Source organism: Pseudomonas sp. AF32, from assembly GCF_022342325.2.
Taxonomy (GTDB): Bacteria; Pseudomonadota; Gammaproteobacteria; order Pseudomonadales; family Pseudomonadaceae; genus Aquipseudomonas; species Aquipseudomonas uvaldensis.
Genome location: NZ_RQJK02000024.1, coordinates 62,847 through 87,368, shown reverse-complemented (window position 1 = coordinate 87,368; position 24,522 = coordinate 62,847). Strand labels below are relative to the sequence as shown.

The following is a 24,522-nucleotide window of genomic DNA, read 5'->3' as shown; positions in this document are numbered from 1 at the left end:
TCAATAAAAAAGCCCCGCATTTCTCAATGCGGGGCTTTTCATTCAACGCCGGATCAGTTGGCCGTCACGACCGCCTGACCACTCAACGCCAGGTCCAGCAACTCGCGGTTGGCGACTGCGTACATGGCGTAGTCGGTACCGCTGGCGGCACGGATGTCCACCAGCATTGCGCGCCAGCGTTCGACCATGCCGTGATGCTGCTCCAGCCACAGCGCCAGGCGGGTTTCCACGTCCTGGGAACCGTCGCCCTCTTGCAGGACCGAGATGGTGATCGCCCGCTGCTGCCAGTCGACGTCATCGCGGAATGCTTCGCGGGCCAGGGCCTGCCAGTTGTTTTCCACCGGCAGTGCGCTGATCTGTTGCAGGTACCAGGTGATGTCCAGGGCACTGCCCACCGCGAAGTACGCCTTGGCCACATCGGCGGCGTTCTGGCCGGTCACGTCGGACGCCTCGATGATTGGCAGCAAGGTGTACAGGTGCGTAGTGCCTGCCACCATGCGGGCCAACAGCTCCGGCACGCCGGCGGCCACGTAGGCCTGATAGCGGGTCTGCCAGCCTTCGCGGGTCGGGCCTTCCAGCAGTTCGTCGAGCTTGAGGCCCAGCGCCGCCAGGTGCGGACCGAAGTGGGCGACGTCGCGAGCAGCGTTCTGCTCGTTGCGACGGCTGCGCAGGAACCAGCGCGTTGCACGACGCCCTAGGCGCATCAGCTCGTCCATCAGCTCCAGTTGCACGTCGGCCGAAACCTGGTGGTCCAGGGCTTCTATCTGACGGAACCAGTGCGGGAGATGGAAGATGTCCCGAACGATCACATAGGCACCCGCCACGTTCGCCGGGCTCATGCCCGTAGACTCCTTGAGCCGTTGAACGAACGTAATGCCCATGTGGTTGACCAGGTCGTTGGCGATCTGGGTGCTGACGATCTCGCGCTTCAAGCGGTGGCGACGCATGGCCTCGGAGAACTTGCTCACCAGGGTCGGTGGGAATGCCGTCTCCATGTCACGGGTCAGGTAATCGTCATCCGGCACCAGGGAGTTGAGCAGCGCCTCCTTGAGGTCGATCTTGCTGTAGGAGATCAGTACCGACAGTTCGGCACGGGTCAGGCCGTGGCCCGCCGCGACACGCTCGGCCAGTTGCTCTTCGGTCGGCAGGAACTCGATGGCACGGTCCAGCTTGCCACGGGCTTCCAGGTCGTTCATCAGACGCTTGTACTCAGCGATCCGCACGAACGCGCGACGGGCCGCCAGGGACAGGGCCTGGGTCTGCTTGTAGTTGTTGCCCAACACCAGGCCACCGACTTCGTCGGTCATGCTCGCCAGCAACTGGTTGCGTTGCTTGTCGGTCATGTCGCCAGCCTGCACCACTTCGTTGAGCAGGATCTTGATGTTCACTTCGTGGTCGGAGCAGTCCACGCCGCCGGCGTTGTCGATGAAGTCGGTGTTGGTGGCGCCACCATGCAGGCCGAATTCGACGCGACCCAGCTGGGTCATGCCCAGGTTACCGCCCTCGCCCACGACTTTGCAGCGCAGCTCGTTGCCATTGACGCGCAATGCATCGTTGGCCTTGTCGCCCACATCGGCGTGGCTTTCGCTGCTGGCCTTGACGTAAGTACCGATACCGCCATTCCACAACAGGTCCACCGGCGCCTTGAGCAAGGCGTTCAGCAGTTCGGTCGGGGTCAGCTTGTCGGCCTTGATGTCGAAGCGTTCCTGCATCTGCGGCGTGATGGTGATGCTCTTCGCGCTGCGCGAGAAGATACCGCCGCCTTCGGACATGATGCTGGTGTCGTAGTCGGTCCAGGCCGAACGCGGCAGGTCGAACAGACGCTTGCGCTCGGCGAAGCTGCTGGCCGGATCCGGATTCGGGTCAACGAAGATGTGCAGGTGGTTGAACGCCGCGACCAGTTGTAGCTTGTCGGACATCAACAAGCCGTTGCCGAACACGTCACCGGCCATGTCGCCGATGCCCACCACAGTGATGCTGTCTTCCTGGACATTGATGCCACGCTCGCGGAAGTGGCGTTGTACGCCCACCCACGCGCCCTTGGCGGTAATGCCCATCTTCTTGTGGTCGTAGCCGGCCGAGCCGCCGGACGCGAACGCATCGCCCAGCCAGAAACCGTACTCGATGGCGATACTGTTGGCGATGTCGGAGAAGGTCGCGGTGCCTTTGTCCGCCGCCACCACCAGGTACGGGTCATCATGGTCATGCCGCACGACGTTGGCCGGCGGTACCAGGGCGCCATCCTTCAGGTTGTCGGTGATGTCCAACAGGCCCGAGATGAAGATGCGGTAGCAGGCAACGCCCTCGGCCGCGATCTCGTCCCGGCTGCCGCCCAACGGCAAGCGACGTGGCAGGAAACCGCCCTTGGCGCCCACCGGCACGATCACCGAGTTCTTCACCTGCTGGGCTTTTACCAGGCCCAGCACTTCGGTGCGGTAATCTTCCTCACGGTCCGACCAGCGCAGGCCGCCGCGAGCAACGTTGCCGAAGCGCAGGTGCACGCCCTCGACCCGTGGCGAGTACACGAAGATCTCGAACTTGGGCACCGGCTTCGGCAGTTCGGGAATCAGGTGCGGGTTGAACTTGAAGCTGAAGTAGGACTTGTTCTGGCCGTGGGCGTCGGTCTGGTAGAAGTTGGTCCGCAGGGTGGCCTTGATCAGGTCCAGGTAGCGACGCAGGATGCGGTCTTCGTTGAGCACCTGGACGTCGTCCAGCGCCGTGAGGATCGCCTGTTCCAGACGCAGTTGCTTGTCTTCCAGGTCATCGCTGCTGAGCTTGCGCGCCAGGTAGAAGCGGGTCTTGAACAGCCGGGTCAGCTCACGAGCGATGTCGGTGTGGTTGTTCAGGGTGCTGGCGATGTAGCCCAGGTCGAAGCCCAGGCGGATCTGCTTGAGGTAACGGGCGTAGGCACGCAGCAGTGCCACGTCGCGCCATGGCAGGCCGGCGGTCAGCACCAGGCGGTTGAACGCATCGTTCTCGGCATCGCCGCGCACGATGTGGACAAAGGCGTCCTGCAGGGTGTCGTTGAGCTGCTGGATGTCCAGGTCCAGGCCTTCGGCGGCGGTGAAGGCGAAGTCATGGATCCAGAACTCGCGGCCGTTGGTGTGGCGCAGGCGGTATGGGAACTCACCCAGCACGCGCAGGCCGAGGTTTTCCAGGATCGGCAAGACGTCGGACAGCGCCAGCGGCGCATCGGCGTGGTACAGCTTGCAATGCAGTTCACGCTGGCCGGACACCTGGCCAAGTGGCTGATAGAAGCTCATCACCAGTGGATTGGATTCGCTCAGGCTCAGCAGGTGTTGCATGTCCACCACCGCCGAATGCGCGGCAAAGCGCTCGCGGTAACCGGCCGGGAAGCCTTTCGGGAAGTCGGCCAGCACGTTGGTGCCCTGGGCTTCGCCGAAGCTCTCGATGACCAGGCTGGCGTAGTCGTCCTTCCAGCTGCGGCAGGCCTGCACCACTTCCTTTTCCAGCAGCAGCGGGTCGATGTCGATACGGTTTTTCGGGTCCACTCGCAGGATCAACTGCACGCGGGCCAGCACGGATTCGGAGAAGAATGTCCAGAACTCGCAGTCAGTGGCCTTGAGGCGATCCATCAGTACTTGCTGGATCTTCTGGCGCACTTCGGTGGAATAGATGTCGCGCGGAACATAGGCCAGGCAGTAGCAGAAACGACCGTACGGGTCTTTGCGCAGGAACACGCGGATCTTGTTGCGTTCCTGGATCTGCACGATCGACATCACGGTGCTGAACAGCTCGTCCACCGGCGTCTGGAACAGGTCGTCACGAGGCAGAACCTCGAGTACCTGGGCCAGCTCCTTGCCCAGGTGCGCCTTGGCCTGGAAGCCCGAACGACGTTCGATTTCCTCGACCTTGCGACGGATATACGGGATGACCCGCACGCTTTCGCCATACACCGAGGAGGTGTACAGGCCCATGAAGCGGCATTCCTTGATGACCTTGCCGTCGGCGTCGATTTCACGGATCGACACGTAGTCCGGGTAGGCCGGACGGTGCACGCGGCTCGGGTGCGCGGCCTTGGCGAACGACAGCGGCGTCGGTTCGCGCAGGTAGTTGACGGCGTAGTCCTCGATGCGCAGGTCGTCGGCAGTCAGGCCGGCACGCAGCAGCTTGGTCAGGCCAAGGAACGAATCGGGGTTGTATTCGATGTGGCCGCCTTCGGCATCATCGCGGACCACGAACTCTTCGTAGCCCAGGAAGGTGAAGTGGTTGCCCACCAGCCATTCCAGGAACGTCTTGATTTCGCTCTTTTCATCGGCATCGATGGCGTAGGCGCTGTTGTCCAGGCCGACGAGGATGTCCTGGACCTTGGCTTTCATCGGCTCGAAATCGGCCACGGCCACGCGGACTTCGCCCAGCACCTGCTCAAGTTCCTTGCTCAGGACATTGAGTTCGGCGGCGTTGGCGCAGCGGTCGATTTCCAGGTACATCAGCGACTCTTGCAGAACGCCCTCGCCCTGGGTCCCCTTGGGCAGGATCTCCAGCAACTCGCCCTTGGCGCCACGGCGCACGCTCAGCACGGTGGTCTGCAGGGTATGGATGCTGTAGCCGCGACGGTTCAGCTCGGTACGCACCGAATCCACCAGGAATGGCAGGTCGTGATGCAGCACTTCCACGGCGGTGTGGGTCGATTGCCAGCCATGACGTTCGTAATCGGGGTTGTAGACACGCACCTGCGATTGCGCGTGATCGAAGCGCTCAAGCAGGCGCCAGGCGGACAGGGTGCAACCAGCGAGGTCGGACAACCGGCGTTGGGTAAGTTCATCGAGGGAAATGATGCCGAAGAATTGTTCAGCGAACAGCGCCACTTGTGGCAGTGCCTGTTCACTGATGTGCTGCGCCAGTACCGCTTGCAGTTGATGCTGGAAGTCGGCTTTGCTGGCTGCGGTGAAGAACGCCATCTGTGGTACTCCGCTTGGGCTTGTTATTGATGAAAGCGTCATGCAACCCCTTTCGGGCTGCCGGCCATCCTGTTCCTGATTCTCGGGCAGAGGAAACAGGACGACAGGTGGGTGAAGCTGGACGAGACCCGCAGGTCACATTCCTTTTCCATCTAAATTCCATGTAATGAACACCTGCAAAAAACACCGGGCGGGTGGCCTTTGCAGATGCACATCCGTTGCGCAGCTTAACGAGTGCGACAACGAGCCTGCTTGCAACGCTGCGACATATTCGGTCATCGGCTAGGCTCTGCGTGAAAAGTCGTCTGGAACAACCCTAGCAGCCCAGGGGCGAAACGGCACCCTGCCATCTCGAATCACTGGCCAGCGGGTAAACCTGCAGAATTTTCTCCAGGCTGGCAAAATCGCCTTTTTTGCCTCCCAGGGCTCATCGAGCCAGGAACCATCCCGATGAAAATGACCACCGCCCTTCTGATCGCCAACCCCTGCGACGACGAAGAAGACAACATGGCCATGCTCTGCTGCCATAGCAACCAGGGCGAGATGTTCCTCATGACCCGCTACCCGGATGAGGACGAGCTGGAGATTGCGCTCGATGGCGAGCCTTCGACATTGGACGGAGTCAAGGTCACCCTGTCACCGACCTTGCTGAAGATCGAAGTCGCCGCAGCGGACGCCGACGCCCTCGGCGGCGACGATGTGCTGGAGATCAGCCACGATACCGACGCGGCGGACCTGGCGGAGGTAGAGTTGACATTGCAGAACATTCTTCGAGGGACTGGGACTTATACAAGCCACCTCTGATTTCATTGCGCTTACGGGCGCCATCGCGAGCAGGCTCGCTCCCACAGGGATTTGCGGTGACTACAGGTTCTGCTTACCCCGCACAAATCCATTGTGGGAGCGAGCTCGCTCCCACAATGTTTCCAAGCCGATCACAATTGTGCGCCCCCGATCAAAATCCCGTTAGTCGCCACCCCCCGCCATGCATTAAAGTAACGCCCCCAGCCCCGACGTTATCCGAACGCCTTGGGGCCACCCTTTCCAGGAACAGTCACCGATGGAACATCGTGAAGCGCTGCTGGCGCTGCGAACCTTTCTTTCAACGCAGATCCTCGGCCAGGAAAAACTCATCGAGCGCCTGCTCATCGCCCTGCTCGCCGACGGTCATATGCTGGTGGAAGGCGCGCCGGGGCTGGCCAAGACCAAAGCCATCAAGGAGTTGGCCGAAGGCATCGAAGCGCAGTTCCATCGCATCCAGTTCACCCCTGACCTGCTGCCCGCCGACATCACCGGCACGGAGATCTATCGTCCGGAAACCGGCAGCTTCGTGTTCCAGCAAGGGCCGATCTTCCATAACCTGGTGCTGGCGGACGAAATCAACCGTGCCCCGGCCAAGGTCCAGTCGGCGCTGCTCGAAGCGATGGCCGAGCGGCAGGTCAGCGTCGGGCGCAGCACCTATGAGCTGTCGCCGCTGTTCCTGGTCATGGCTACGCAAAACCCGATCGAGCAGGAAGGCACCTACCCGCTGCCCGAAGCCCAGCTCGACCGGTTCCTGATGCACGTCAAGATCGGTTTCCCGGACGCTGCCGTGGAACGCCGTATTCTCCAGCAGGCCCGGGGCGAAGCGCTGCACGGCGAAGCCACGCCCGAGCGCCGCGTGAGCCAGCAAGCGATATTTGTCGCCCGCAAGGAGATCCTCGGGTTGTACATGGCCGACGCCGTGGAGGAGTACCTGGTGCAACTGGTGATGGCGACCCGCAACCCGGCCAAGTTCGACCCGGAGCTCGCCGAGTGGATCGCTTACGGCGCCAGCCCACGGGGCTCCATCGCCCTGGACCGCTGCGCCCGCGCCCACGCCTGGTTGGCCGGCCGCGACTTCGTCAGCCCCGAGGACATCCAGGCGGTGTTGTTCGACGTGCTGCGCCATCGCATCATCCTCTCGTTCGAAGCCGAAGCCGCGGGCATCGATCAGGATCGAGTCGTTCAGCGGATTCTCGACGTCGTCGCTGTCGCTTGAGCATGACTCATGAATAACCCACTGGCGCCCGCACCGGGCATCCGCGTCAGCCTGTCGGAGCTGATCGAGATGCGTCATCGCGTGCGCGAAGTGCAGCTGTTCTCCACGCCCGGCCAGCGCAGCCCGCTCATCGGCCTGCACCACTCCAAGCTGCGTGGGCGCGGTGTGGACTTCGACCAGGTGCGGGTCTATCAGGCCGGCGATGACGTGCGCACCATCGACTGGCGCGTGACCGCTCGCACCCAGGAACCCCACACCAAGCTGTTCCACGAAGAACGGGAACGGCCAATTTTCATCATGATCGAGCAAAGCCATCGACTGTTCTTCGGCTCGGGGCTGACCTTCAAGTCGGTACTCGCCGCCCAGGCCGCCAGTCTGTTCGGCTGGGCCGCGCTGGGGCACAACGACCGGGTCGGCGGCCTGGTGTTCGGCAACAACACCCATTACGAGGTCAAGCCCCGACGCAGCAAGCAGAGCCTGCTGCAACTGCTCAACCGCTTGGTGCGGGTCAATCAGTCGCTGCATACCGAAGGCGAGCCGGATCGCGATTCGTTCGGCATTGCGTTGCGCCGGGCCCGGGAAGTGCTGCGACCCGGCAGCCTGGTGATCGTGATCTGCGATGAGCGTGCGCTGTCCGACAGTGCCGAGCAGCAACTGAGCCTGCTGTCGCGACACTGCGACCTGTTGCTGCTGCCGCTGTCGGATCCGCTGGATCACGCCCTGCCCGCGGCTGGCCTGCTGCGTTTTGCCCAGCGCGGCGCGCAGTTGGAGCTCGATACGCTGAATGTCGAACTGCGCCAAGCCTATCGCGCCCAGGCCGAAGCACGGTTGGGTCGCTGGGAAATGCTTGCGCAGAAACTGCGGATCCTGCTGATGCCACTGAGCACCCAGGGTGACATGGTCGAACAACTGCGCGAATACTTGAATCCCGGACGACCGGGGAAAAGCCGATGAGCAGTCTCGATCAATTACAGCCGCTGATGGCGCCGCCCCCTATCGGCTTCTGGCCTCCCGCGCCAGGCTGGTGGCTGCTGCTGGTGCTGTTGCCGCTGCTGGGCCTGGGCCTGTGGCAATTACGCCGGTTCATCCCGGCAAAACGCACCACCGCCAGTGCCGAGCAACCCTTGGACCCCGTGCGCCTGGCCGCCCTGGCCGAACTCGCCCAACTGCCCAAACCCTACGACGGCGCGCCGGCCGGCGCCTGGCTGCAACAGCTCAACGGACTCCTCAAGCGCGTGTGCCGCAACCACTATCCCTACAGCCAGAGCCATACCCTCAACGGGCGAAAATGGCTGGCCTTCCTGGATAACCGCTGCCCGGCGGCCGGTCTGACCCGTTGGATGGTGCTGGTCGAAGGCGCTTACAAACCGGAGTGCAAGCTGGACGACAAAGCCATCGCCGGCCTGACCCAGGCCATCGAAATCTGGATTCGCAAGCATGTTTGAGTTCGCCTGGCCGTGGATCTTCGCCCTGCTGCCGCTACCCTGGCTGATGCGCCTGGTGCTGCCCCCGGCCGACAGCGGCGAATCGGTGCTCAAAGTCAGCTTCCTGGAAGACCTCGAAGGCCTCGTCGGCCGTCGCGCCCGGGCCAGCCTGCCGAGCTGGCGCCAGCAGGCCCCTTTCATCCTGCTCTGGCTGCTCCTGCTGATCGCTGCCGCCCGCCCCCAATGGCTGGGCGAGCCGCTGCCGATTGCTGCCAGCGGCCGCGACCTGCTGGTGGCGGTGGACGTCTCCGGGTCCATGGATTTTCCCGACATGCACTGGCAGGACGAAGAGGTCAGTCGCCTGACGCTGGTCCAACAGATGCTGGGGGACTTTCTCGAAAACCGCGAAGGCGACCGGGTCGGCCTGATCCTGTTCGGCAGCCAGGCTTATCTGCAAGCACCGTTGACCTTCGATCGCCGTACCGTTCGACGCTGGCTCGACGAGGCGCGCATCGGCATCGCCGGCAAAAATACCGCCATTGGCGACGCCATTGGCCTGGCCCTCAAGCGCCTGCGCCAGCGCCCGGCCAACAGCCGCGTGCTGATCCTGGTCACCGACGGCGCCAATAACGGTGGCGAAATCGATCCGTTGACCGCCGCCCGGCTGGCCGCCGACGAGGGCGTGAAAATCTACCCGATCGGCATTGGCGCCGATCCAGAGCAAAGCGGCACGGCAGGTTTCCTCGGCGTCAACCCGAGCCTGGATCTGGACGAACCCACGCTCAGGGAAATCGCACAGGTGACAGGCGGTCGATATTTCCGGGCCCAGGACGGCGGACAGCTGCTTGAGATCAAGGGCACGCTCGACCAACTCGAGCCGGTGGTCCAGCAACCGACCCAGGCACGTCCCAGCCGGGCGCTGTATCAGTGGCCACTGAGCGCCGCCCTGCTGCTGAGCGTATTGCTCGCGGCCCGCGAACGCTGGCCGGACAACCCCTTGCAGCGCCTGTTCAGTCAGCCGCTGTTCCAGCCGGCCCAACCTGTCGAATGGCGCCAACGGCTCAAGCGCCTGCGCTTGCGGAGGCGGCGATGATCAGTCTGTGGCCGCACTGGTTGCGCCCCGCTTTCTTATTGGTGCTGCCTTTGCTGGGGTGGCTGCTCTGGCAACTGTGGCATCGGCAGAAACGGGTCGGCCGCTGGCAGATGATCCTGCCGCCGGCGTTCCATGCCGTACTGCTCAGTGGCGGCAGCGGCCGGGAAAGCCGCTTGCCCTGGATTGCCCTTGGCCTGGGCTGGCTGTTGATGGTGCTGGCGTTGCTCGGACCCAGCTGGGCACGGGTCGAACAGGCCAGCCAGAAGCCCGCCGATCCACTGGTGGTGGTTTTCGAATTGACCCCGGAAATGCTCGCCACCGACGTACCGCCCACTCGTTTGGAACAGGCACGGCGCAAGCTGCTGGACCTGCTGCATAACCGCAGCGATGCCCAGACCGCAATCGTCGTCTACGCTGGCAGTGCTCATACGCTGGTGCCGCTGTCCGACGATCTGTCCACCAGCGCCAACCTGCTCGAAGCCCTGACCCCTTCGATCATGCCCCAAGCGGGGCATCGCGCCGACCTGGCGATCAACAAGGCCATGGCCCTGCTGGACCAGGGCGGCCTGGGTCACGGCCGGATCCTGCTGATCGGCTCGTCCTTGAACGAGCAGGAACGCCAGGGCATCCGCCAGGCGCTGGACGGCTCGGCCACCCGTTTGCTGATGCTGGGCATCGGTACGCGAGAGGGCGCGCCGGTGGCTCAGAGCGATGGCAGTTACCTCAAGGATGCGCAAGGCGCGATTCTGATACCGCGCCTGGACAACCCCAGCCTCAAGTCCTTCATCAATGAGCTGGACGGCCGTTACCGTCCTGCACGTCTGGACGACAGCGACCTGCGAGGCCTCGGGCTGATGGATGGCCCTCGCCATCTGCGCCACGACGGCCAGACGCTGCGCCTGGACACCTGGGCCGACCAGGGGTACTGGTTGCTCCTGCCGCTGTTGCTGCTGGCGGCCTGTGCCGGGCGCCGGGGCTGGCTGTTCTGCCTGCCGCTGCTGTTCGTGCTGCCGCAGACCGGGCACGCCTTCGAATTCGAAGACCTGTGGCTGCGCCCCGACCAACAAGGCCAGCATCTGCTCAAGCAAAAACGTCCGGCCGAGGCCGCCGCCCATTTCCAGGACAGTCAATGGCAAGGCGTTGCCCTCTACGAAGCCGGTGAGTACAGCGAAGCCGCCCGACGCTTTGCCGAGGGCTCCGACGCCCGCGCCCATTACAATCGCGGCAACGCGCTGGCCAGGAGCGGCGAGCTGGAAGCCGCGCTGGATGCTTATGAACAAGCCCTGGAGCTGCAACCGGACCTGCGCCCCGCCCAGACCAACAAGGCCTTGGTGCAGAGCCTGTTGAAAGAACAGGCCTCCCCGGACGAGCCCAAGCCTGCCGATAACGAATCGCCGGACTCCGCGGTACAATCGCCGAGCGCCGAAACGCCGTCCCAGTCCTCGCAAGCCCAATCGCCATCGGACGAGGCAACGCCGCCGCCGGATGAAGCCCAGGCATCGCACACGACACCCGACAGCGCCCAGGACGTACCGGGCAGCGAATTGCCCGACGAACAGACCACCACTCCGCCGCTGCGCCCCGCCCCCGGCCAACGCAACGAAGAAGAACAACGCCAGGCCCTGGAACAATGGCTGCGCCAGATTCCGGACAATCCGGGCGAACTGCTCAGGCGTAAATTCTGGTATGAACAACAAAGCCACCAGGCCCAGGGAAAAACCCAATGATCCGCGTCACCGTCCAGTTCCTTGTCTTGCTGCTCTGGATCTGCGCAGCCCAGGCGGCGCAGTTGACCGCCAGTGTCGATCGCAGCCGCGTGAACTCCGGGGAAACGGTGGAGCTGACCCTGGAATCCAACGACGCCACGCTGTTCGGCAAGCCTGACCTGGGGCCGCTCCAGGCGCTGTTCGATGTGCGCGGCACCCGCCAGGTCAACCAACTGACGACCCTGGACGGCGAAAACCGCGCAACCACTCGCTGGATCGTGACCCTGCTGCCACGCCAGAGCGGCACCGTGATCATCCCTGCGCTGCAACTGGGGGAAGTGAGCAGCCAACCGATCACCCTCCAAGTGATCGAAAGCGAGACCCGCAATGCCTCTGGCACCCTGGCACCGGTGTTCATCGAAGCCAGCCTCGACCAGAGCCGCGTGTACGTGCAGGCCCAGGCGATCCTGACCCTGCGCATCTACCATTCGGTGTCGCTGTACGACGACAGCAGCCTGACGCCGCTGCACATTCCCGACGCGCGTACCGAACAGCTGGGCGAATCGCGCACCTATGAAAAAGTCATCAACGACGTACGTCATGGCGTGATCGAGCTGCGCTATGGCATCTACCCCCAGCGCAGCGGCGAACTGACGATACCGGCCCAGACGTTCAGCGCGACCCTGGTCGAGCCGGTAGCCCAGGGCGTCGCGCCATCGGGGCCCAAGCCCGGCCAGCTGATGCGCGTCAGCTCCGAGCAATTGCGGCTGACCGTCGAGCCCAAGCCGGCCAGTTATCCGCCCGATGTGCCGTGGCTGCCGGCCCGCAGCCTTTCCCTGAGCGAAAGCTGGAGCCCCGAGCCGACCCACAGCCAGGTGGGCGATTCCCTGACCCGCAGCCTGACCCTTGAAGCCGAAGGCCTGGCCAGCTCCCAGCTACCCCCACTGCCCGCCACGGAGATCAATGGCTTGCGTCGTTATCCCGACCAACCGGTCCTCAGCAGCCGCAGCAGTGAACGCGGGCTGGTGGGCAGTCGCGAAGACCGCGAGGCGCTGGTGCCCAACCGCAGCGGGACCATCGAACTGCCGCCGGTGGAAGTGATCTGGTGGAACACCCTGGAGAATCACCTGGACCGAACCAGCCTCCCGGCGCGAACCCTGCAGGTGGCGAACAATCCGAGCCTGATGGTGGACACACCGGCGGGTACGCCCCAGGTCGTGACGACGGTCGACAGCGACGCGCTGTGGTATTGGCAACTGACTTCGTTGCTGCTGGCCTGTACCACATTACTGGGCTTCGGCCTGTGGTGGCGGGCCCGCTCGCAACCGGCGGTCCTGCGTGCGGCCCAGGCCGGGCCGAGCCCACGGACCCTGCTGGACGACCTCAAACGGACCTGCCTGGCCAACGACCCCCACGCCACCCGCCAGGCATTGGATGCCTGGGCGCGACAGCAACCGGAAACACTGGCCGACATGGCGGCGCGCTTCGTGCCGCTGTCCGACGCCCTCGATGGCCTCAATGGTGCCCTCTACAGCGAAACCGGCCAGCACTGGCAAGGTGAAGACCTGTGGCGGGCCATTCGCGCCATTCCCGCAGCCGAACACACCCGGGATCCGCTGGGCGACAGCGGGCTGCCACCGCTTTATCCGAAATAACGACAGGCGCCTGTGGCGAGGGGTTGGCTCATCTGAAGAAGTTGAACAAGTCCTCTCCCCTGTTTCCCAGTAAACTCTGTTTCTTTTAGCCGCCTCCCCGTTCCTGCGGCCATTATCTGTTTTATGGAGTTCACCTTGCGTCTGTTCCACACCTCCGACTGGCACCTGGGGCAAAACCTGCACGGCCAGGAGCGCGATTTCGAGCACGCGTGTTTCCTCCAGTGGCTGCTGCGCCAGTTGGCCAGTGAAAAACCCGACGTACTGCTGATCGCCGGGGATATCTTCGACACCGTGAACCCACCGGTCAAAGCCCAGGAGCGGCTGTACGACTTCATCGTCGGCGCCCATGAACAAAACCCCAACCTGACCATCGTGATGATTGCCGGTAACCATGACTCCGGCTCTCGGATCGAACTGCCCGCCCCCCTGATGCGGCGGTTGCGTACCCATGCCCTGGGCCGGGTGTTGTGGTTGGACGACGGACAACTGGACGTCGAGCGCCTGTTGCTGCCACTGCCCGACGCCAAGGGCAAGGTCAAGGCGTGGTGCCTGGCCCTGCCGTTCCTGCGCCCCGCCGAAGTGACCGGCGCGCAATTGGGAGATGATTACCTGCGGGGCATCGGCCAGGTCCACGAGTGGCTGATCGCCGCCGCCAACGCCAAGCGCAAGAAAGGCCAGGCCCTCATTGCCGTCAGTCATGCCCACATGGCCGGCGGCTCCGTGTCCGAAGACTCGGAGCGCAGCCTGATCATCGGCAACGCCGAGGCCCTGCCCGCCAGCCTGTTCGGCCCGAGCATCAGCTACGTTGCCCTCGGTCATTTGCACAAGCCACAGAAGGTCAACGGCGAGGAACGCATCCGCTACAGCGGCTCGCCCATTCCTCTATCGTTCTCGGAGATCGGCTATCAACATCAGATCCTGGACATCACCCTGGACGGCGAAACCCTGGTGAAGGTCGAGCCACGGTTGATTCCCCGTGCCGTCAATCTGCAACGCCTGGGCCCGGCGCCGCTGGCCGAGATCCTGGTGCAACTCAAGGAGTTGCCCGACATCGACCTGCTGGCCGATGTCCAACGCCAACCCTGGCTGGAAGTGCGGGTACGCCTCGACGAACCGCAGCCAGACCTGCGCCACCAGGTGGAAACCGCCCTGCAAGGCAAAGCCGTGCGCCTGGTGCGGATCGCCGCCGAGTACGCCGGCACCGGCGATGCCGGGCGTGCCGATGACGACGCGGCGCTGATCGAGCTGGATCAACTGAGCCCGCACGAACTGTTCAGCCGCGCCTGGCAGGACACCTATGGCAACGAAGTGGACGAACAGACCCTCCAGGATTTTGCCGCGCTGTTGCAGGACGTACAGATGGAGGACGAGCAGCCATGAAGATCCTTGCGATCCGCCTCAAGAACCTCGCCTCCCTGGCTGGCCCGTTCGACATCGATTTCACCGCCGAACCCCTGGCCAGCGCCGGCCTGTTCGCCATCACCGGCCCGACGGGCGCAGGCAAGAGCACGTTGCTCGACGCACTGTGCCTGGCGTTGTTCGGGGCCGTGCCGCGCCTTAATAACACCGGGCGCGACGCGAAGGTCCCGGATGCCGACGGCGAGATCGCCACGGGCGACCCACGTACGCTGTTGCGCCGCGGCACCGGCGAGGGCTACGCCGAAGTGGATTTCCGGGGCATCGACGGACGCCGCTATCGCGCCCGCTGGGAAGCCAATCGCGCCCGGGAAAAGGCTGGCGGCAAACTGCAAGCCAGCCGCCAGAGCCTGCGGGACCTGGACAACGATCAACTGCTGGCAAGCCAGAAAAGCGAATACAAGACTCAGCTCGAAGCGGTCCTGGGCCTGAACTTCGAGCAGTTCACCCGCGCCGTGCTGTTGGCGCAGAGTGAGTTCAGTGCCTTTCTCAAGGCCGATGACAACGAACGCAGCGAGCTGCTGGAAAAGCTCACCGACACCGCCCTGTACACCCGCCTCGGCCGGCGGGCCTTCGACAAGGCCAAGCAAGCCAAGGAAAACCACCGGCAATTGCAGGAGCAGGCCACCGGCGTCACGCCATTGGCACCTGAAGCACGCGCGGAGTTGGACCAGCGTTTCAACGAAGCCCAGCAACGGCTCAAGACCCAGCAGGCACAACTCAAGCAACTGGAGCAGCAGCACACCTGGCTCAAGGACCTGCGCCAACTGCAGGACGAACACGCCAGCGCCACCGAGCAACTGCAACAGGCCCAGGCCGAATGGAACGCCCTGGCGGACGACCGCCTGAAGCTGACACGCCTTGAGCAACTGGCGCCCCAGCGGCATCAGTTCATCCGCCAGACGGAACTGACCCGGCAGCTGACGCCCCTGGCGGCACAGATTCAGCAACTCAGCCAGCAACAAATCGACCTGACCGAACGACAGACGCAACTGGAAAAGGCCCTGGGTGCAGCGCAACTGGCGTTGGTTGCGGCCCGCCAGCAAAGCACCGACACCGCGCCGTTGCTGCGCCAGGCTTTCGAAGAGCAGAGTACCCTCGCCCGCCTGTCCAGGGACGCCGACCAGGGCGCCGAGCGCCAGCAGCAAGCCCAACACGCCTGCACCGAGGGCCAGCACACCCTCGAAACCTTGCAGGAACAGCAACGGCAGGTGGCCGGGCGCTTGCAGCGCATCGCCGATGAGCTTGAACAGAGCCTGCCCCTCGCCCCGTTGAGTGAGGCCTGGAATGCCTATCGCGATCGTCTCCAGCAACTGATGCTGATCGGCAATCGCCTGAACAAGGGCCAGGCCGAACTCGCCGCCCTGGAGCAAAGCGCCGCCAGCGCCAGCGAGGAGCTGACGGCCCGTAGGCAAGAACTGGAAGTGCTCTACAAGGAAGCCGGCGCCGAGCCTGAAGCGGTGGCCGAACAGATCCAGTTGCTTGGCAACCTGCTACAGGACAACCGCAAACAACAGCGTGCGTTCGAGGAGCTGACGCGGCTGTGGGCCCAGCAGCAAGACCTGGACAAGCGCAGTGCCGAGCTGGAACAACGCCAGCAGCAGGCGTTGCAGGAGCGCGACCGGCTGGTGCGCGAGGGCAGTGAAGCCAAGGCCGAGCTGGCGCTTGCCGAACAGACCCTGACGGTCACCCGTGAACTGTTGGAACGCCAACGCCTGGCCCGTAGCGAAAGCGTCGAGCAACTGCGTGCCCAACTCCAGGACGACCAGCCCTGCCCGGTGTGCGGCAGCGTCGAGCATCCCTATCATCAACCCGAGGCGCTGCTGCAAAGCCTCGGTCGTCATGATGAGCATGAAGAGGCCAACGCCCGCAACGCCGTCGACCTGCTCAATGAAAAGGTCATCGACCTGCGCGCCCGATACAGCGGTGTCATCGCCCAGCTCAAAGAGCTCCGCCAGCAACAGGAACAGCTCGCCGCCCAGCAACAGGGTCTGACGCCCAGCCTTGAAGCCCATCCGCTGTCCGCGCAACTGCTGGCGCAGGACGGGATCCGACGCGAAGCCTGGCTGACCCAGCAGAACAGTCAGCTCCACCAACGCATCACCCAGGATGAACAACGGCAAGCCGCCCTCCTGACCCTGCAACAGGACGCCTCGCGCCTGACTCAACGCCTGCGCAGCGCTGAAACGGCAAGCCAGCAGGCGACCCAACACCTGGATAAGCAGCGCCAGGAACTGACCCATGACCGTCAGCGCCTGGACGAGGAACTGAGCCATTTCAGCACTTTGTTGCCCGCCGACACCCTGCAAGCCCTACGCACCGAACCCGCCGACACCTTCCTGCAGCTAGACCGGCAGATCGCCCAGCGCCTGGAGCAGCTGGAACAGCAGCGCGAGGAACTCAGCGAACAGCTCCAGCGCCAGCAAACCCTGGAGAAAGAACAGGACCGCCAGCAGACCCGGGCCCAGCAACTGGAATTGGCGCGCCAGCAACTCCAGGCCCTGACCGAGCAACGGCAGGCTTGCCAACAAAAACTCACACAATTGCTGGGCGATCACGCCAGCGCCGAACAGTGGCAGCAACAGCTCGACCAGGCCCTGGAGCAGGCACGCACCGCCGAAGCGACGGCCAACCAGCAACTGCACGAGCTGCGCAACAGCCTCGTGCAACTGGCGACTGAACTCAAGGCCCGCCAGGAACAGACGCAGGCCCTGGAGACGGAATGTCAGGCACTGGCCGCCGGCATTGCCCAATGGCGCACCTCCCATCCGGAGCTGGACGACGCCGCCCTTGAAGCGCTGCTCGGCCTGGACGAGCAACACGTCGGGCAATTGCGCCAACGACTGCTCAATGCCGAGAAGGCCATCGAACAGGCCCGTGTACTGCTGACCGAACGTGAGCAGCGCTTGCAGAACCATCAGGCCCAACACAACGGCAATCTGTCGCCGGAACAATTGACCGATGCCCTCAACGAACTACAGACGCAATGTGACGCCAGCGAACACCAGTGCGCCGAACTGCGCGCACAGCAAGCCGAAGACCAACGCCGGCAGAACGCCAACCAGGCCCTGGCCTTGCAGATCGAACAGGCTTACGCCGAATACCAGCGCTGGGCGCGACTGGATGCACTGATCGGCTCAGCCACCGGCGATCGTTTCCGCAAACTGGCCCAGGCCTACAACCTCGACTTGCTGGTACACCACGCCAACGTCCAACTGCGACAACTGGTGCGACGCTACCGGCTCAAGCGCGGCGGCAGCATGCTCGGCCTGTTGGTGCTGGACACGGAAATGGGTGATGAGCTGCGCTCGGTGCATTCATTGTCCGGCGGCGAAACCTTCCTGGTGTCCCTCGCCCTGGCCCTGGGCCTGGCCTCGATGGCGTCCAGTACGCTGAGAATCGAATCGCTGTTCATCGACGAAGGCTTCGGCAGCCTCGATCCGGAATCGCTGCAGTTGGCCATGGACGCCCTCGACGGCTTACAGGCCCAGGGACGCAAGGTCGCGGTCATTTCCCATGTGCAGGAGATGCACGAACGGATCCCGGTGCAGATTCGGGTGCATCGTCAAGGGAATGGGTTGAGTACGGTGGAAGTGAAATGAGCCGCGCCGTGGCGATCGTGACCCCAGTCACTGCGTTCTCCTGTGGCGAGGGGATTTATCCCCGCTCGGTTGCGCAGCGACCGCAAAGAGGACCGCTTCGCGCTCCAGCGGGGATAAATCCCCTCGCCACAACAGCACCCTTTTTTCTACCCGGTCAGTCTTCAAGCAGGCTGAGTAATCGCTCACGAGCCGCTTCCGGCTCGCCGGGAACCGGCTGTGCAGCCGAAACAATCGGGGTGGAATAGAGAAACAGCAGCATCATTGCCAGACGCATCGCCATGGTGTTGATCCTTATGGGGAGGAGTCAATTTTTCAGCGTCAAATTTAAACACATGGCGATGTGATATTACAGCGGGATTTTCAGAACACCCTGAAGCGCCTCATGAAACGACGAAGCCTGCGATCTTTTCTCTTTTTGAAAGACGAAAAGATCGCAGGCTTCAGAGACAGCGCGTCGCTCAGTGTTGGGACTTGTGATCCAGGGCGGCGTAGAAGTTGGCGCTTTGTTGCAGGTATTTCTCGGTGTAGGTCTGGGTCCGATTTTTCTTGTCGCTGATCTCGATGCTGGCACTGGCTGGCAATGCCACGGTGGCGGAGATAGCGGAAGCGGCGATCACGGAAAAAAGGTTCAGGTTCATGGCGGTATCCTCGGATTCAGTTGGCTGTCTTGCCCGGTTGGGCCGTGAAGCAAACTTACGCGCCGAGGCGTCTCGTCTTGAAATGCTTTGCACTGCTAGCGAATATCAGCCTCATTGATACAACGGCGCAGGCCCCGAAAAACGGGGCCTGCGGTCTATTGACGCAGCATGAATTTCAGATCGCTCGGTGCATCCATCGCCAGCTTCTGCACGGTTTTACCCAGCAGACCGGTCCTGAGATCGCGCTCGACCACTACGATCTGATTGCTCTTCTGGTTGCCGATCAGCATGAATTTTTCACTCGGGTCCAGGCTGAACTCTCGCGGATGATCCCCCTCCACGGAGCGGCGCTGAAGCTCTTTGAGCGTACCGGCGGCCGGGTCGATGGCAAACACCAGCACTTCATTCGTGGTCCCCCGATTGCTCACGTACAGGAACTTGCCGTCCTTCGAGGCGTGCAGCGCAGCCGCCGCCCTGCCCGCCTGAGGCTTGCCCGGCGCCAGGTCGACCAATTGGCGCTGAGTCAGTTGGCCCTCGCGGTAATCGAACACCGCGACCTGTGCGCTCATCTCCAGGGTCAGCCAGGCGTGCTTGCCATCGGCGCTGAACAACAGATGGCGCGGCCCGCTGCCGGGCGGCAATTGGACGAAGGCCGGGGCGGCGGCGGTCAGCGGCAGCTCGGGGTTGGCCTTGGGGTCATAGCGGTAGACGAACACCTTGTCCGCCCCCAGGTCGTTGGCGAACACATATTGGCCATCGGGCGAGGACACCGCCGAATGCACATGGGCCGACATCTGCCGCTCGGGATTGACCCGGCTCGGCTGATGGCTGCTCAACTGCACCGGGGGCGAAAGCCTGCCGTCGGCGCCCACCGGCAACACCGCCAGGGTGCCGCCCGGATCTTCCACCACCGAATAGTTGCTCACCAACAAATGCCGGCCGTCGCCGCTGAGGCTGGAATGGGTCGGCTCGTTGCCCAGGGATTGCACCTGGTTGATCAGGCTCAGTTCGTGGGTCTTGGGGTCGATGGCATAGCTGCTGACCTTGCCCACCGGATCCTTCTGACCCGGCCCGTTCTCGTTGACCACGAACAGCCGGCTCATGTCCGTCGAAAGGGTCAGCCACGACGGGTTGTCAGTCTTGATCACCTGCAACGGTTTGGCATCGAGCTGGCCGGTGCGGCTGTCGAACTGAAGACGATAGATACCCTGGCTCTGGCCGGCGGTGTAGGAACCCACCAGCAGTTGATGGCGCTCTTCGGTACCCGCCTGAACGCCCATGGCGCCCACGCTCCCGGCCATCAACAGCGGCCAGAGACTACGCATCTTCATGTTCGTCATCCTCATCGTCGTGGCCGCTGGTCGCTTCCACGCACTCCAATTGGTGATCGCCCGAATCGCTGGAGATGATCCAGTGATTCGCAGCCTTGTCGAACGTCGCAGCCTGCATTTGCGCCGGGGTGAAGCGCCAACGTTCCAGGGTGCGCCCGTTCATGCACTCAACGTGCAGCTGGTCCTGCTCGTCGAGGGCAAAATTGAATGCATGCAACCCGTCGATGATCAGCATGTCGCAGGATTCGAGGGCTTGCAGCAAGGTGTCGGTCTGGGCAGTCATGGCGATCAGTCGTTTTTTGGGGAAAGCCGGCATGATAACCCAATGTTGGGGTGGGGCTTGGGCCATGATCCAGATGCGATGTTGCCTGGGCCATCGTCTTCGCGAGCAAGCCCGCTCCCACACTGGATTTGCTGCGGATACAAAATCTGTATTCACCGTAGTTTCCAACTGTGGGAGCGGGCTTGCTCGCGAAGAGGCCGGCACATCCAACCACAATGTACCGACCATCAGACCCCTCAAAGTCCCTCGCGCCCCATCACCCCGTCCACCAACCGCAGGATCCCCAGCGGGTTGGCATTCTTCAGCGGTTCCGGCAGCAGGCTGTCGGGGTAGTTCTGGAAGCACACCGGCCGCAGGAAACGGTCGATCGCCAACGTACCCACCGACGTGCCACGGGCATCGGACGTGGCCGGATACGGCCCGCCATGGACCATCGAATCACACACTTCGACGCCGGTCGGATAACCGTTGAGCAGGATGCGACCGACTTTCTGCTCCAACAACGGCGTCAATTCGCCGAACTGTTCGAAATCCGCCGGTTCGCCAATGATCGTCGCGGTCAGTTGGCCGTGCAGACCATTGAGCGCAGCAGTGAGTTGCGCCTGATCGGCCACTTCGACGAATACGGTGGTCGGACCAAACACTTCTTCCTGCAGTGCCTCGTCGCCGTTGATCAGCAGGCTGGCGTCAGCCTTGAACAACTGCGGCCGGGCCTGGTTGCCCTGCTGCTCGCGCCCGGCCAGATGCTCGATGCCGGGATGAGCCAGCAGCTTTTGCAGGCCTTTGCCATAGCTTTGCAGCGTGCCGGCATTGAGCATGGTCTGCGGCGCCTGATCGCCGATTAGCGCGGCCACTTGTTGGGTGAATGCGGTGAACTGCGGCGAGCGGATGCCGATCACCAGGCCCGGGTTGGTGCAGAACTGGCCGCACCCCTGCACCACCGACGCGGTCAGGTCGCGGGCGACGGTTTCGGCGCGGGTGTCCAAGGCCTTGGGCAATACGATCACCGGGTTGATGCTCGACATCTCGGCAAACACCGGGATCGGCTGTGGACGTGCCGCCGCCATGTCGCACAGGGCACGACCACCGCGCAGGGAACCGGTGAAGCCCACGGCCTGGATCGCCGGGTGCTTGACCAGCCACTCGCCGACGCCACCGCCATAGATCATGTTGAACACACCGGCCGGCATCGCGGTTTTCTCGGCGGCGCGGATGATCGCGTCAGCCACCCATTCGGCCGTCGCCATGTGGCCGCTGTGAGCCTTGAACACCACCGGGCAGCCGGCGGCCAGGGCCGACGCGGTATCGCCACCGGCGGTGGAGAACGCCAACGGAAAGTTACTCGCACCGAACACCGCCACCGGGCCCAGGCCGATGCGGTACTGGCGCAGATCGGGGCGTGGCAGTGGCGTACGCTCAGGCAACGCTCGGTCGATGCGTGCGCCATAAAAATCACCCCGGCGCAGGACTTTGGCGAACAGGCGCATCTGGCCGCTGGTACGACCGCGCTCGCCCTGGATGCGCGCCGCCGGCAAGGCGGTTTCACGGCACACCACGGCGACGAACTCATCACCCAAGGCGTCCAGCTCATCGGCAATGGCATCGAGGAACTCGGCCCGACGCACCGCGCTCAAGCTGCGATAAGTCGGATAAGCGGCAGCGGCGGCCTTGGCGGCGGCGTCGACTTCTTCTGCCGTGGCCTGGATGAATTCGCCGGGCAAGGCTTCGCCGGTGCTCGCATCGAAGCTCTGCAGACGGGTCTGGCCGGCCGCGCTTCGCGCCCCACCGATGTAGTTGTGGCCAAGGATCTGGTTCATCGCAAGTCTCCTCTTAAAGTGTGCCGATAGTACCCGGGTTGAACACCGCGTCCACCGGGGCAATGCCATTGACCAACGGTGCGCCGAACTCGGCCTGGCTGATCTCGAACACATCCCCCGGCTGGGTGCGGATGCCGTCGGCGAACGACAGGGTCGCGGTGCCGAAGAAGTGAACGTGGACGTCCCCCGGGCGCAGGAACTGACTGTACTTGAAATGGTGAAATTCCAGGTTTTCGAGGCTGTGGCACATATTCGCCTCGCCGCTGAGGAATTCGTTCTGCCACAGCACTTCGCCGTTGCGCAGGATTCGACTGGTCCCGGACAGATGTTGAGGCAGTTCACCCACGCGAAGTTCCGGGCCGAAACTGCAACTGCGCAATTTCGAATGGGCCAGGTACAGGTAATTCTTGCGTTCCATCACGTGGTCGGAGAATTCGTTGCCCACCGCAAAGCCCAGGCGATAGGGTTTGCCGTCGAAGCCGATGACATACAATCCGCTGATTTCCGGCTCTTCCCCGGCATCTTCGGCAAAGGGCGGCAGCGGGAACGGATGCCCCGGACGGACCACGATGCTGCCGTCACCCTTGTAGAACCATTCCGGTTGCACGCCGGCCTGCCCCGCCGCGGGTTTACCGCCCTCTACGCCCCATTTGAAGATGCGCATGGTGTCGGTCATGGCACTTTCGTCGCCGGCCTGCTGGTGCATCTTGTCCCGCGCCGAGGCGCTGCCCAGGTGGGTCAGGCCGGTGCCGCTGACCAGCAAGTGCGCCGGGTCCGGATGATCCAGCGGCGGCAGGATGCGCAGCTCGGCAAGCAGCTTTGTGTAGTCATGGCTAGCGCCCAGGCCCAAGCCATTGACCTGCCGCTCAAGCTTCACGCCCGCCTCGATAGCGGCCAGCGCCAGCTCCCGCACCGTTTGCGCGCCCAACACTTCGCGCACTTGATCGCCCTCGACCACACCGACGCGGCGCTCGCCGCCGGGCAATTCGAATTGAACTAAACGCATGGATCTCTCCTTGTAAACAAACCTAGAACACACCGCCAATCCACTGTGGGAGCGGGCTTGCCCGCGAAGACGGTGGCACAGTCAATATTTATGCAAGCTGACCCACCGCTTTCGCGAGCAAGCCCGCTCCCACACACTGATCGTCTCAGCCTTCGAGTCTCAAGTACGCGTCGCCCCCCGGGCGCTGGCCGCGAATTGATCCGCCGGCAGCACGTGCCTGCGCTCCAGCAGTCGATAAACCACACCGGTCAACACCAGCCCAAACACCATCACGCACGACAGGAAATACAACCCGGACGCCAGACTACCGGTGTACTCCTTCAGCGCACCGATCACGAACGGCCCGATGTAACCGCCCAGGTTGCCCACCGAGTTGATCAGAGCAATCCCGGCCGCCGCACTGGCACCGGCGAAGAAACGCCCCGGCAGAGTCCAGAACACTGCCGTGCAGGAAAACAGCGCAAACGCCACCAGGCACAACGCTGCCAGTTGCAACACCGGCACCGACAGCCAGGCGCTGAGGAACAGACCAATGGCGCCCAGCACGTAGAGCACCGCCAGATGACCATAGCGGTCGTTCAAGCGGTCTGAACTGCGGGGAATAATCAGCAAGCCGACAATGCCGAAGATATACGGCACCGATGACACGAAACCGGTCACCAGGTCACTGCCGCCGAATTGCTTGATCAACGTCGGCAACCACAGGCCCAAGCCATAGATGCTCAACGTCACCGGCAGGTAGAACAGCGCCAGCAGCAGGACACGCTTGTCCTTCAACGCATGCAGCGGGTTACCGTGGCGGGTCTGGCCGTATGCCTGGAGGTCTTTGTTCAGTTCGCCGGTCAGCCAGTCCTTCTCGGCTTGATCCATCCATTTCACCTGCTGCGGACCGTCGGGCAGGTAACGCAGCACTGGCCAGGTCAGCAGCACCGCTGGCAGACCGATAACGATGAACAGCCATTGCCAGCCGTGCAGGCCCAGGATGCCGTCCATGCCCAGCAAGCCACCGGACACCGGACCGGTGATCATCATCGCGATCGGCTGGGACAAAATGAACAAACCCAGGATCTTGCCGCGATGGCGCACCGGGAACCATTGGGTGATGTAGTACAGCACGCCCGGGAAGAAGCCGGCTTCGGCGGCACCCAGCAAGAAGCGCATCACATAGAAGCTGTAGGGGCCCTGGATGAACGCCATGCCGATGGTGATTGCGCCCCAGGTGACCATGATCCGGGCGAACCAGCGCCGGGCACCGAAGCGTTCGAGCATCAGGTTGCTGGGGATCTCAAGCAGGAAATAGCCAATGAAAAACAGCCCTGCCCCCAAGCCATAGGCCGCGTCGCCAATGCCGACGTCGGCACCCATGTGCAACTTGGCGAAGCCCACCGCAGAGCGATCCACGTAGGCAATCAGGTACAGCAGGATCAGGAAGGGAATCAGTTTCAGCGTAATACGACGGATAAGCCGCAGTTCCTGGCTCATGGGTCCGGTCTCCAATTGTTGTTGTTATAGAACCGGGGGATTTCTCTCGCGAACGCACGCCAGGACAACCCCTCCGTTGAATCGACTATATAGTAATACTATTTAACCAACAACACTTCCAAACCGT

17 protein-coding genes are annotated in these 24,522 nt (G+C 63.2%); 9 read left to right on the top strand and 8 right to left on the bottom strand.

All coding sequences use genetic code 11. The features are described 5' to 3' along the window. Positions 1-53: 53 nt before the first annotated feature. Positions 54-4,922 (bottom strand): NAD-glutamate dehydrogenase, encoded by a 4,869-nt coding sequence (locus EGM97_RS21185; RefSeq protein ID WP_238963107.1) that lies wholly within the window; start codon positions 4,920-4,922, stop codon positions 54-56. Positions 4,923-5,372: 450 nt separating this feature from the next. Here EGM97_RS21185 and EGM97_RS21180 point away from each other — a divergent pair, with 450 nt between their 5' ends. The 9 genes from EGM97_RS21180 (at position 5,373) to EGM97_RS21140 (ending at position 17,838) form a co-directional block, all read left to right on the top strand. Continuing rightward, positions 5,373-5,726: a hypothetical protein gene (locus EGM97_RS21180; protein WP_238963106.1), complete on the top strand. Its 354-nt coding sequence runs from the start codon at positions 5,373-5,375 to the stop codon at positions 5,724-5,726. A 256-nt stretch (positions 5,727-5,982) separates the two neighbouring features. Continuing rightward, a complete protein-coding gene (locus EGM97_RS21175) occupies positions 5,983-6,942 on the top strand; it encodes an AAA family ATPase (protein WP_238963105.1) in 960 nt (319 codons plus the stop codon). Positions 6,943-6,951: 9 nt separating this feature from the next. Then, entirely contained in the window at positions 6,952-7,896 is a 945-nt protein-coding gene (locus EGM97_RS21170; protein WP_053153740.1) for a DUF58 domain-containing protein, read from the top strand. Continuing rightward, positions 7,893-8,387: a DUF4381 domain-containing protein gene (locus EGM97_RS21165; protein ID WP_238963104.1), complete on the top strand. Its 495-nt coding sequence runs from the start codon at positions 7,893-7,895 to the stop codon at positions 8,385-8,387. The genes EGM97_RS21170 and EGM97_RS21165 overlap by 4 nt, the downstream gene beginning before the upstream one ends. Continuing rightward, positions 8,380-9,459, top strand: coding sequence for a vWA domain-containing protein (locus EGM97_RS21160; protein WP_238963103.1), 1,080 nt, complete (start codon positions 8,380-8,382; stop codon positions 9,457-9,459). The genes EGM97_RS21165 and EGM97_RS21160 overlap by 8 nt, the downstream gene beginning before the upstream one ends. Next, on the top strand, positions 9,456-11,186 hold the full coding sequence (locus EGM97_RS21155; protein ID WP_238963102.1) for a tetratricopeptide repeat protein: 1,731 nt from the start codon (positions 9,456-9,458) through the stop codon (positions 11,184-11,186). The genes EGM97_RS21160 and EGM97_RS21155 overlap by 4 nt, the downstream gene beginning before the upstream one ends. Continuing rightward, a complete protein-coding gene (locus EGM97_RS21150; protein WP_238963101.1) occupies positions 11,183-12,820 on the top strand; it encodes a BatD family protein in 1,638 nt (545 codons plus the stop codon). Before EGM97_RS21155 ends, EGM97_RS21150 begins: the two co-directional genes overlap by 4 nt. A 135-nt stretch (positions 12,821-12,955) precedes the next feature. Continuing rightward, positions 12,956-14,200: an exonuclease SbcCD subunit D C-terminal domain-containing protein gene (locus EGM97_RS21145; protein WP_238963100.1), complete on the top strand. Its 1,245-nt coding sequence runs from the start codon at positions 12,956-12,958 to the stop codon at positions 14,198-14,200. Then, complete coding sequence (locus tag EGM97_RS21140) at positions 14,197-17,838, top strand: AAA family ATPase (RefSeq protein WP_238963099.1); 3,642 nt, start codon at positions 14,197-14,199, stop codon at positions 17,836-17,838. Before EGM97_RS21145 ends, EGM97_RS21140 begins: the two co-directional genes overlap by 4 nt. Positions 17,839-17,992: 154 nt before the next feature. On the opposite strand, the gene EGM97_RS21135 is transcribed toward EGM97_RS21140, so the two are convergent. From EGM97_RS21135 to EGM97_RS21105, 7 genes are all read right to left on the bottom strand, one after another. Further along, the gene (locus tag EGM97_RS21135; RefSeq protein ID WP_275300667.1) at positions 17,993-18,118 is read right to left on the bottom strand and encodes a hypothetical protein; all 126 of its coding nucleotides are present in this window, start codon (positions 18,116-18,118) and stop codon (positions 17,993-17,995) included. A 178-nt stretch (positions 18,119-18,296) separates the two neighbouring features. After that, on the bottom strand, positions 18,297-18,476 hold the full coding sequence (locus tag EGM97_RS21130) for a hypothetical protein (RefSeq protein ID WP_053153761.1): 180 nt from the start codon (positions 18,474-18,476) through the stop codon (positions 18,297-18,299). 155 nt (positions 18,477-18,631) lie between these two features. After that, the gene (locus EGM97_RS21125) at positions 18,632-19,807 is read right to left on the bottom strand and encodes a lactonase family protein (RefSeq protein WP_238963098.1); all 1,176 of its coding nucleotides are present in this window, start codon (positions 19,805-19,807) and stop codon (positions 18,632-18,634) included. Beyond that, positions 19,794-20,090 (bottom strand): DUF5629 family protein, encoded by a 297-nt coding sequence (locus EGM97_RS21120; protein WP_238963097.1) that lies wholly within the window; start codon positions 20,088-20,090, stop codon positions 19,794-19,796. Before EGM97_RS21120 ends, EGM97_RS21125 begins: the two co-directional genes overlap by 14 nt. Before the next feature lie 236 nt (positions 20,091-20,326). Then, positions 20,327-21,907: an aldehyde dehydrogenase (NADP(+)) gene (locus EGM97_RS21115; protein ID WP_238963096.1), complete on the bottom strand. Its 1,581-nt coding sequence runs from the start codon at positions 21,905-21,907 to the stop codon at positions 20,327-20,329. A 13-nt stretch (positions 21,908-21,920) separates the two neighbouring features. Further along, positions 21,921-22,913: an AraD1 family protein gene (gene araD1, locus EGM97_RS21110; protein ID WP_238963095.1), complete on the bottom strand. Its 993-nt coding sequence runs from the start codon at positions 22,911-22,913 to the stop codon at positions 21,921-21,923. Between the two features lie 159 nt (positions 22,914-23,072). After that, positions 23,073-24,395, bottom strand: a complete 1,323-nt coding sequence (locus EGM97_RS21105) for an MFS transporter (RefSeq protein WP_238963094.1) — start codon at positions 24,393-24,395, stop codon at positions 23,073-23,075. Positions 24,396-24,522 lie beyond the last annotated feature (127 nt).

Coding starts and splice junctions, on each gene's coding strand:
- EGM97_RS21185 (WP_238963107.1), bottom strand. CDS start 4,922: ATGGCGTTCTTCACCGCAGCCAGCAAAGCCGACTTCCAGCATCAACTG.
- EGM97_RS21180 (WP_238963106.1), top strand. CDS start 5,373: ATGAAAATGACCACCGCCCTTCTGATCGCCAACCCCTGCGACGACGAA.
- EGM97_RS21175 (WP_238963105.1), top strand. CDS start 5,983: ATGGAACATCGTGAAGCGCTGCTGGCGCTGCGAACCTTTCTTTCAACG.
- EGM97_RS21170 (WP_053153740.1), top strand. CDS start 6,952: ATGAATAACCCACTGGCGCCCGCACCGGGCATCCGCGTCAGCCTGTCG.
- EGM97_RS21165 (WP_238963104.1), top strand. CDS start 7,893: ATGAGCAGTCTCGATCAATTACAGCCGCTGATGGCGCCGCCCCCTATC.
- EGM97_RS21160 (WP_238963103.1), top strand. CDS start 8,380: ATGTTTGAGTTCGCCTGGCCGTGGATCTTCGCCCTGCTGCCGCTACCC.
- EGM97_RS21155 (WP_238963102.1), top strand. CDS start 9,456: ATGATCAGTCTGTGGCCGCACTGGTTGCGCCCCGCTTTCTTATTGGTG.
- EGM97_RS21150 (WP_238963101.1), top strand. CDS start 11,183: ATGATCCGCGTCACCGTCCAGTTCCTTGTCTTGCTGCTCTGGATCTGC.
- EGM97_RS21140 (WP_238963099.1), top strand. CDS start 14,197: ATGAAGATCCTTGCGATCCGCCTCAAGAACCTCGCCTCCCTGGCTGGC.
- EGM97_RS21135 (WP_275300667.1), bottom strand. CDS start 18,118: ATGGCGATGCGTCTGGCAATGATGCTGCTGTTTCTCTATTCCACCCCG.
- EGM97_RS21130 (WP_053153761.1), bottom strand. CDS start 18,476: ATGAACCTGAACCTTTTTTCCGTGATCGCCGCTTCCGCTATCTCCGCC.
- EGM97_RS21125 (WP_238963098.1), bottom strand. CDS start 19,807: ATGAAGATGCGTAGTCTCTGGCCGCTGTTGATGGCCGGGAGCGTGGGC.
- EGM97_RS21120 (WP_238963097.1), bottom strand. CDS start 20,090: ATGACTGCCCAGACCGACACCTTGCTGCAAGCCCTCGAATCCTGCGAC.
- EGM97_RS21115 (WP_238963096.1), bottom strand. CDS start 21,907: ATGAACCAGATCCTTGGCCACAACTACATCGGTGGGGCGCGAAGCGCG.
- araD1 (WP_238963095.1), bottom strand. CDS start 22,913: ATGCGTTTAGTTCAATTCGAATTGCCCGGCGGCGAGCGCCGCGTCGGT.
- EGM97_RS21105 (WP_238963094.1), bottom strand. CDS start 24,395: ATGAGCCAGGAACTGCGGCTTATCCGTCGTATTACGCTGAAACTGATT.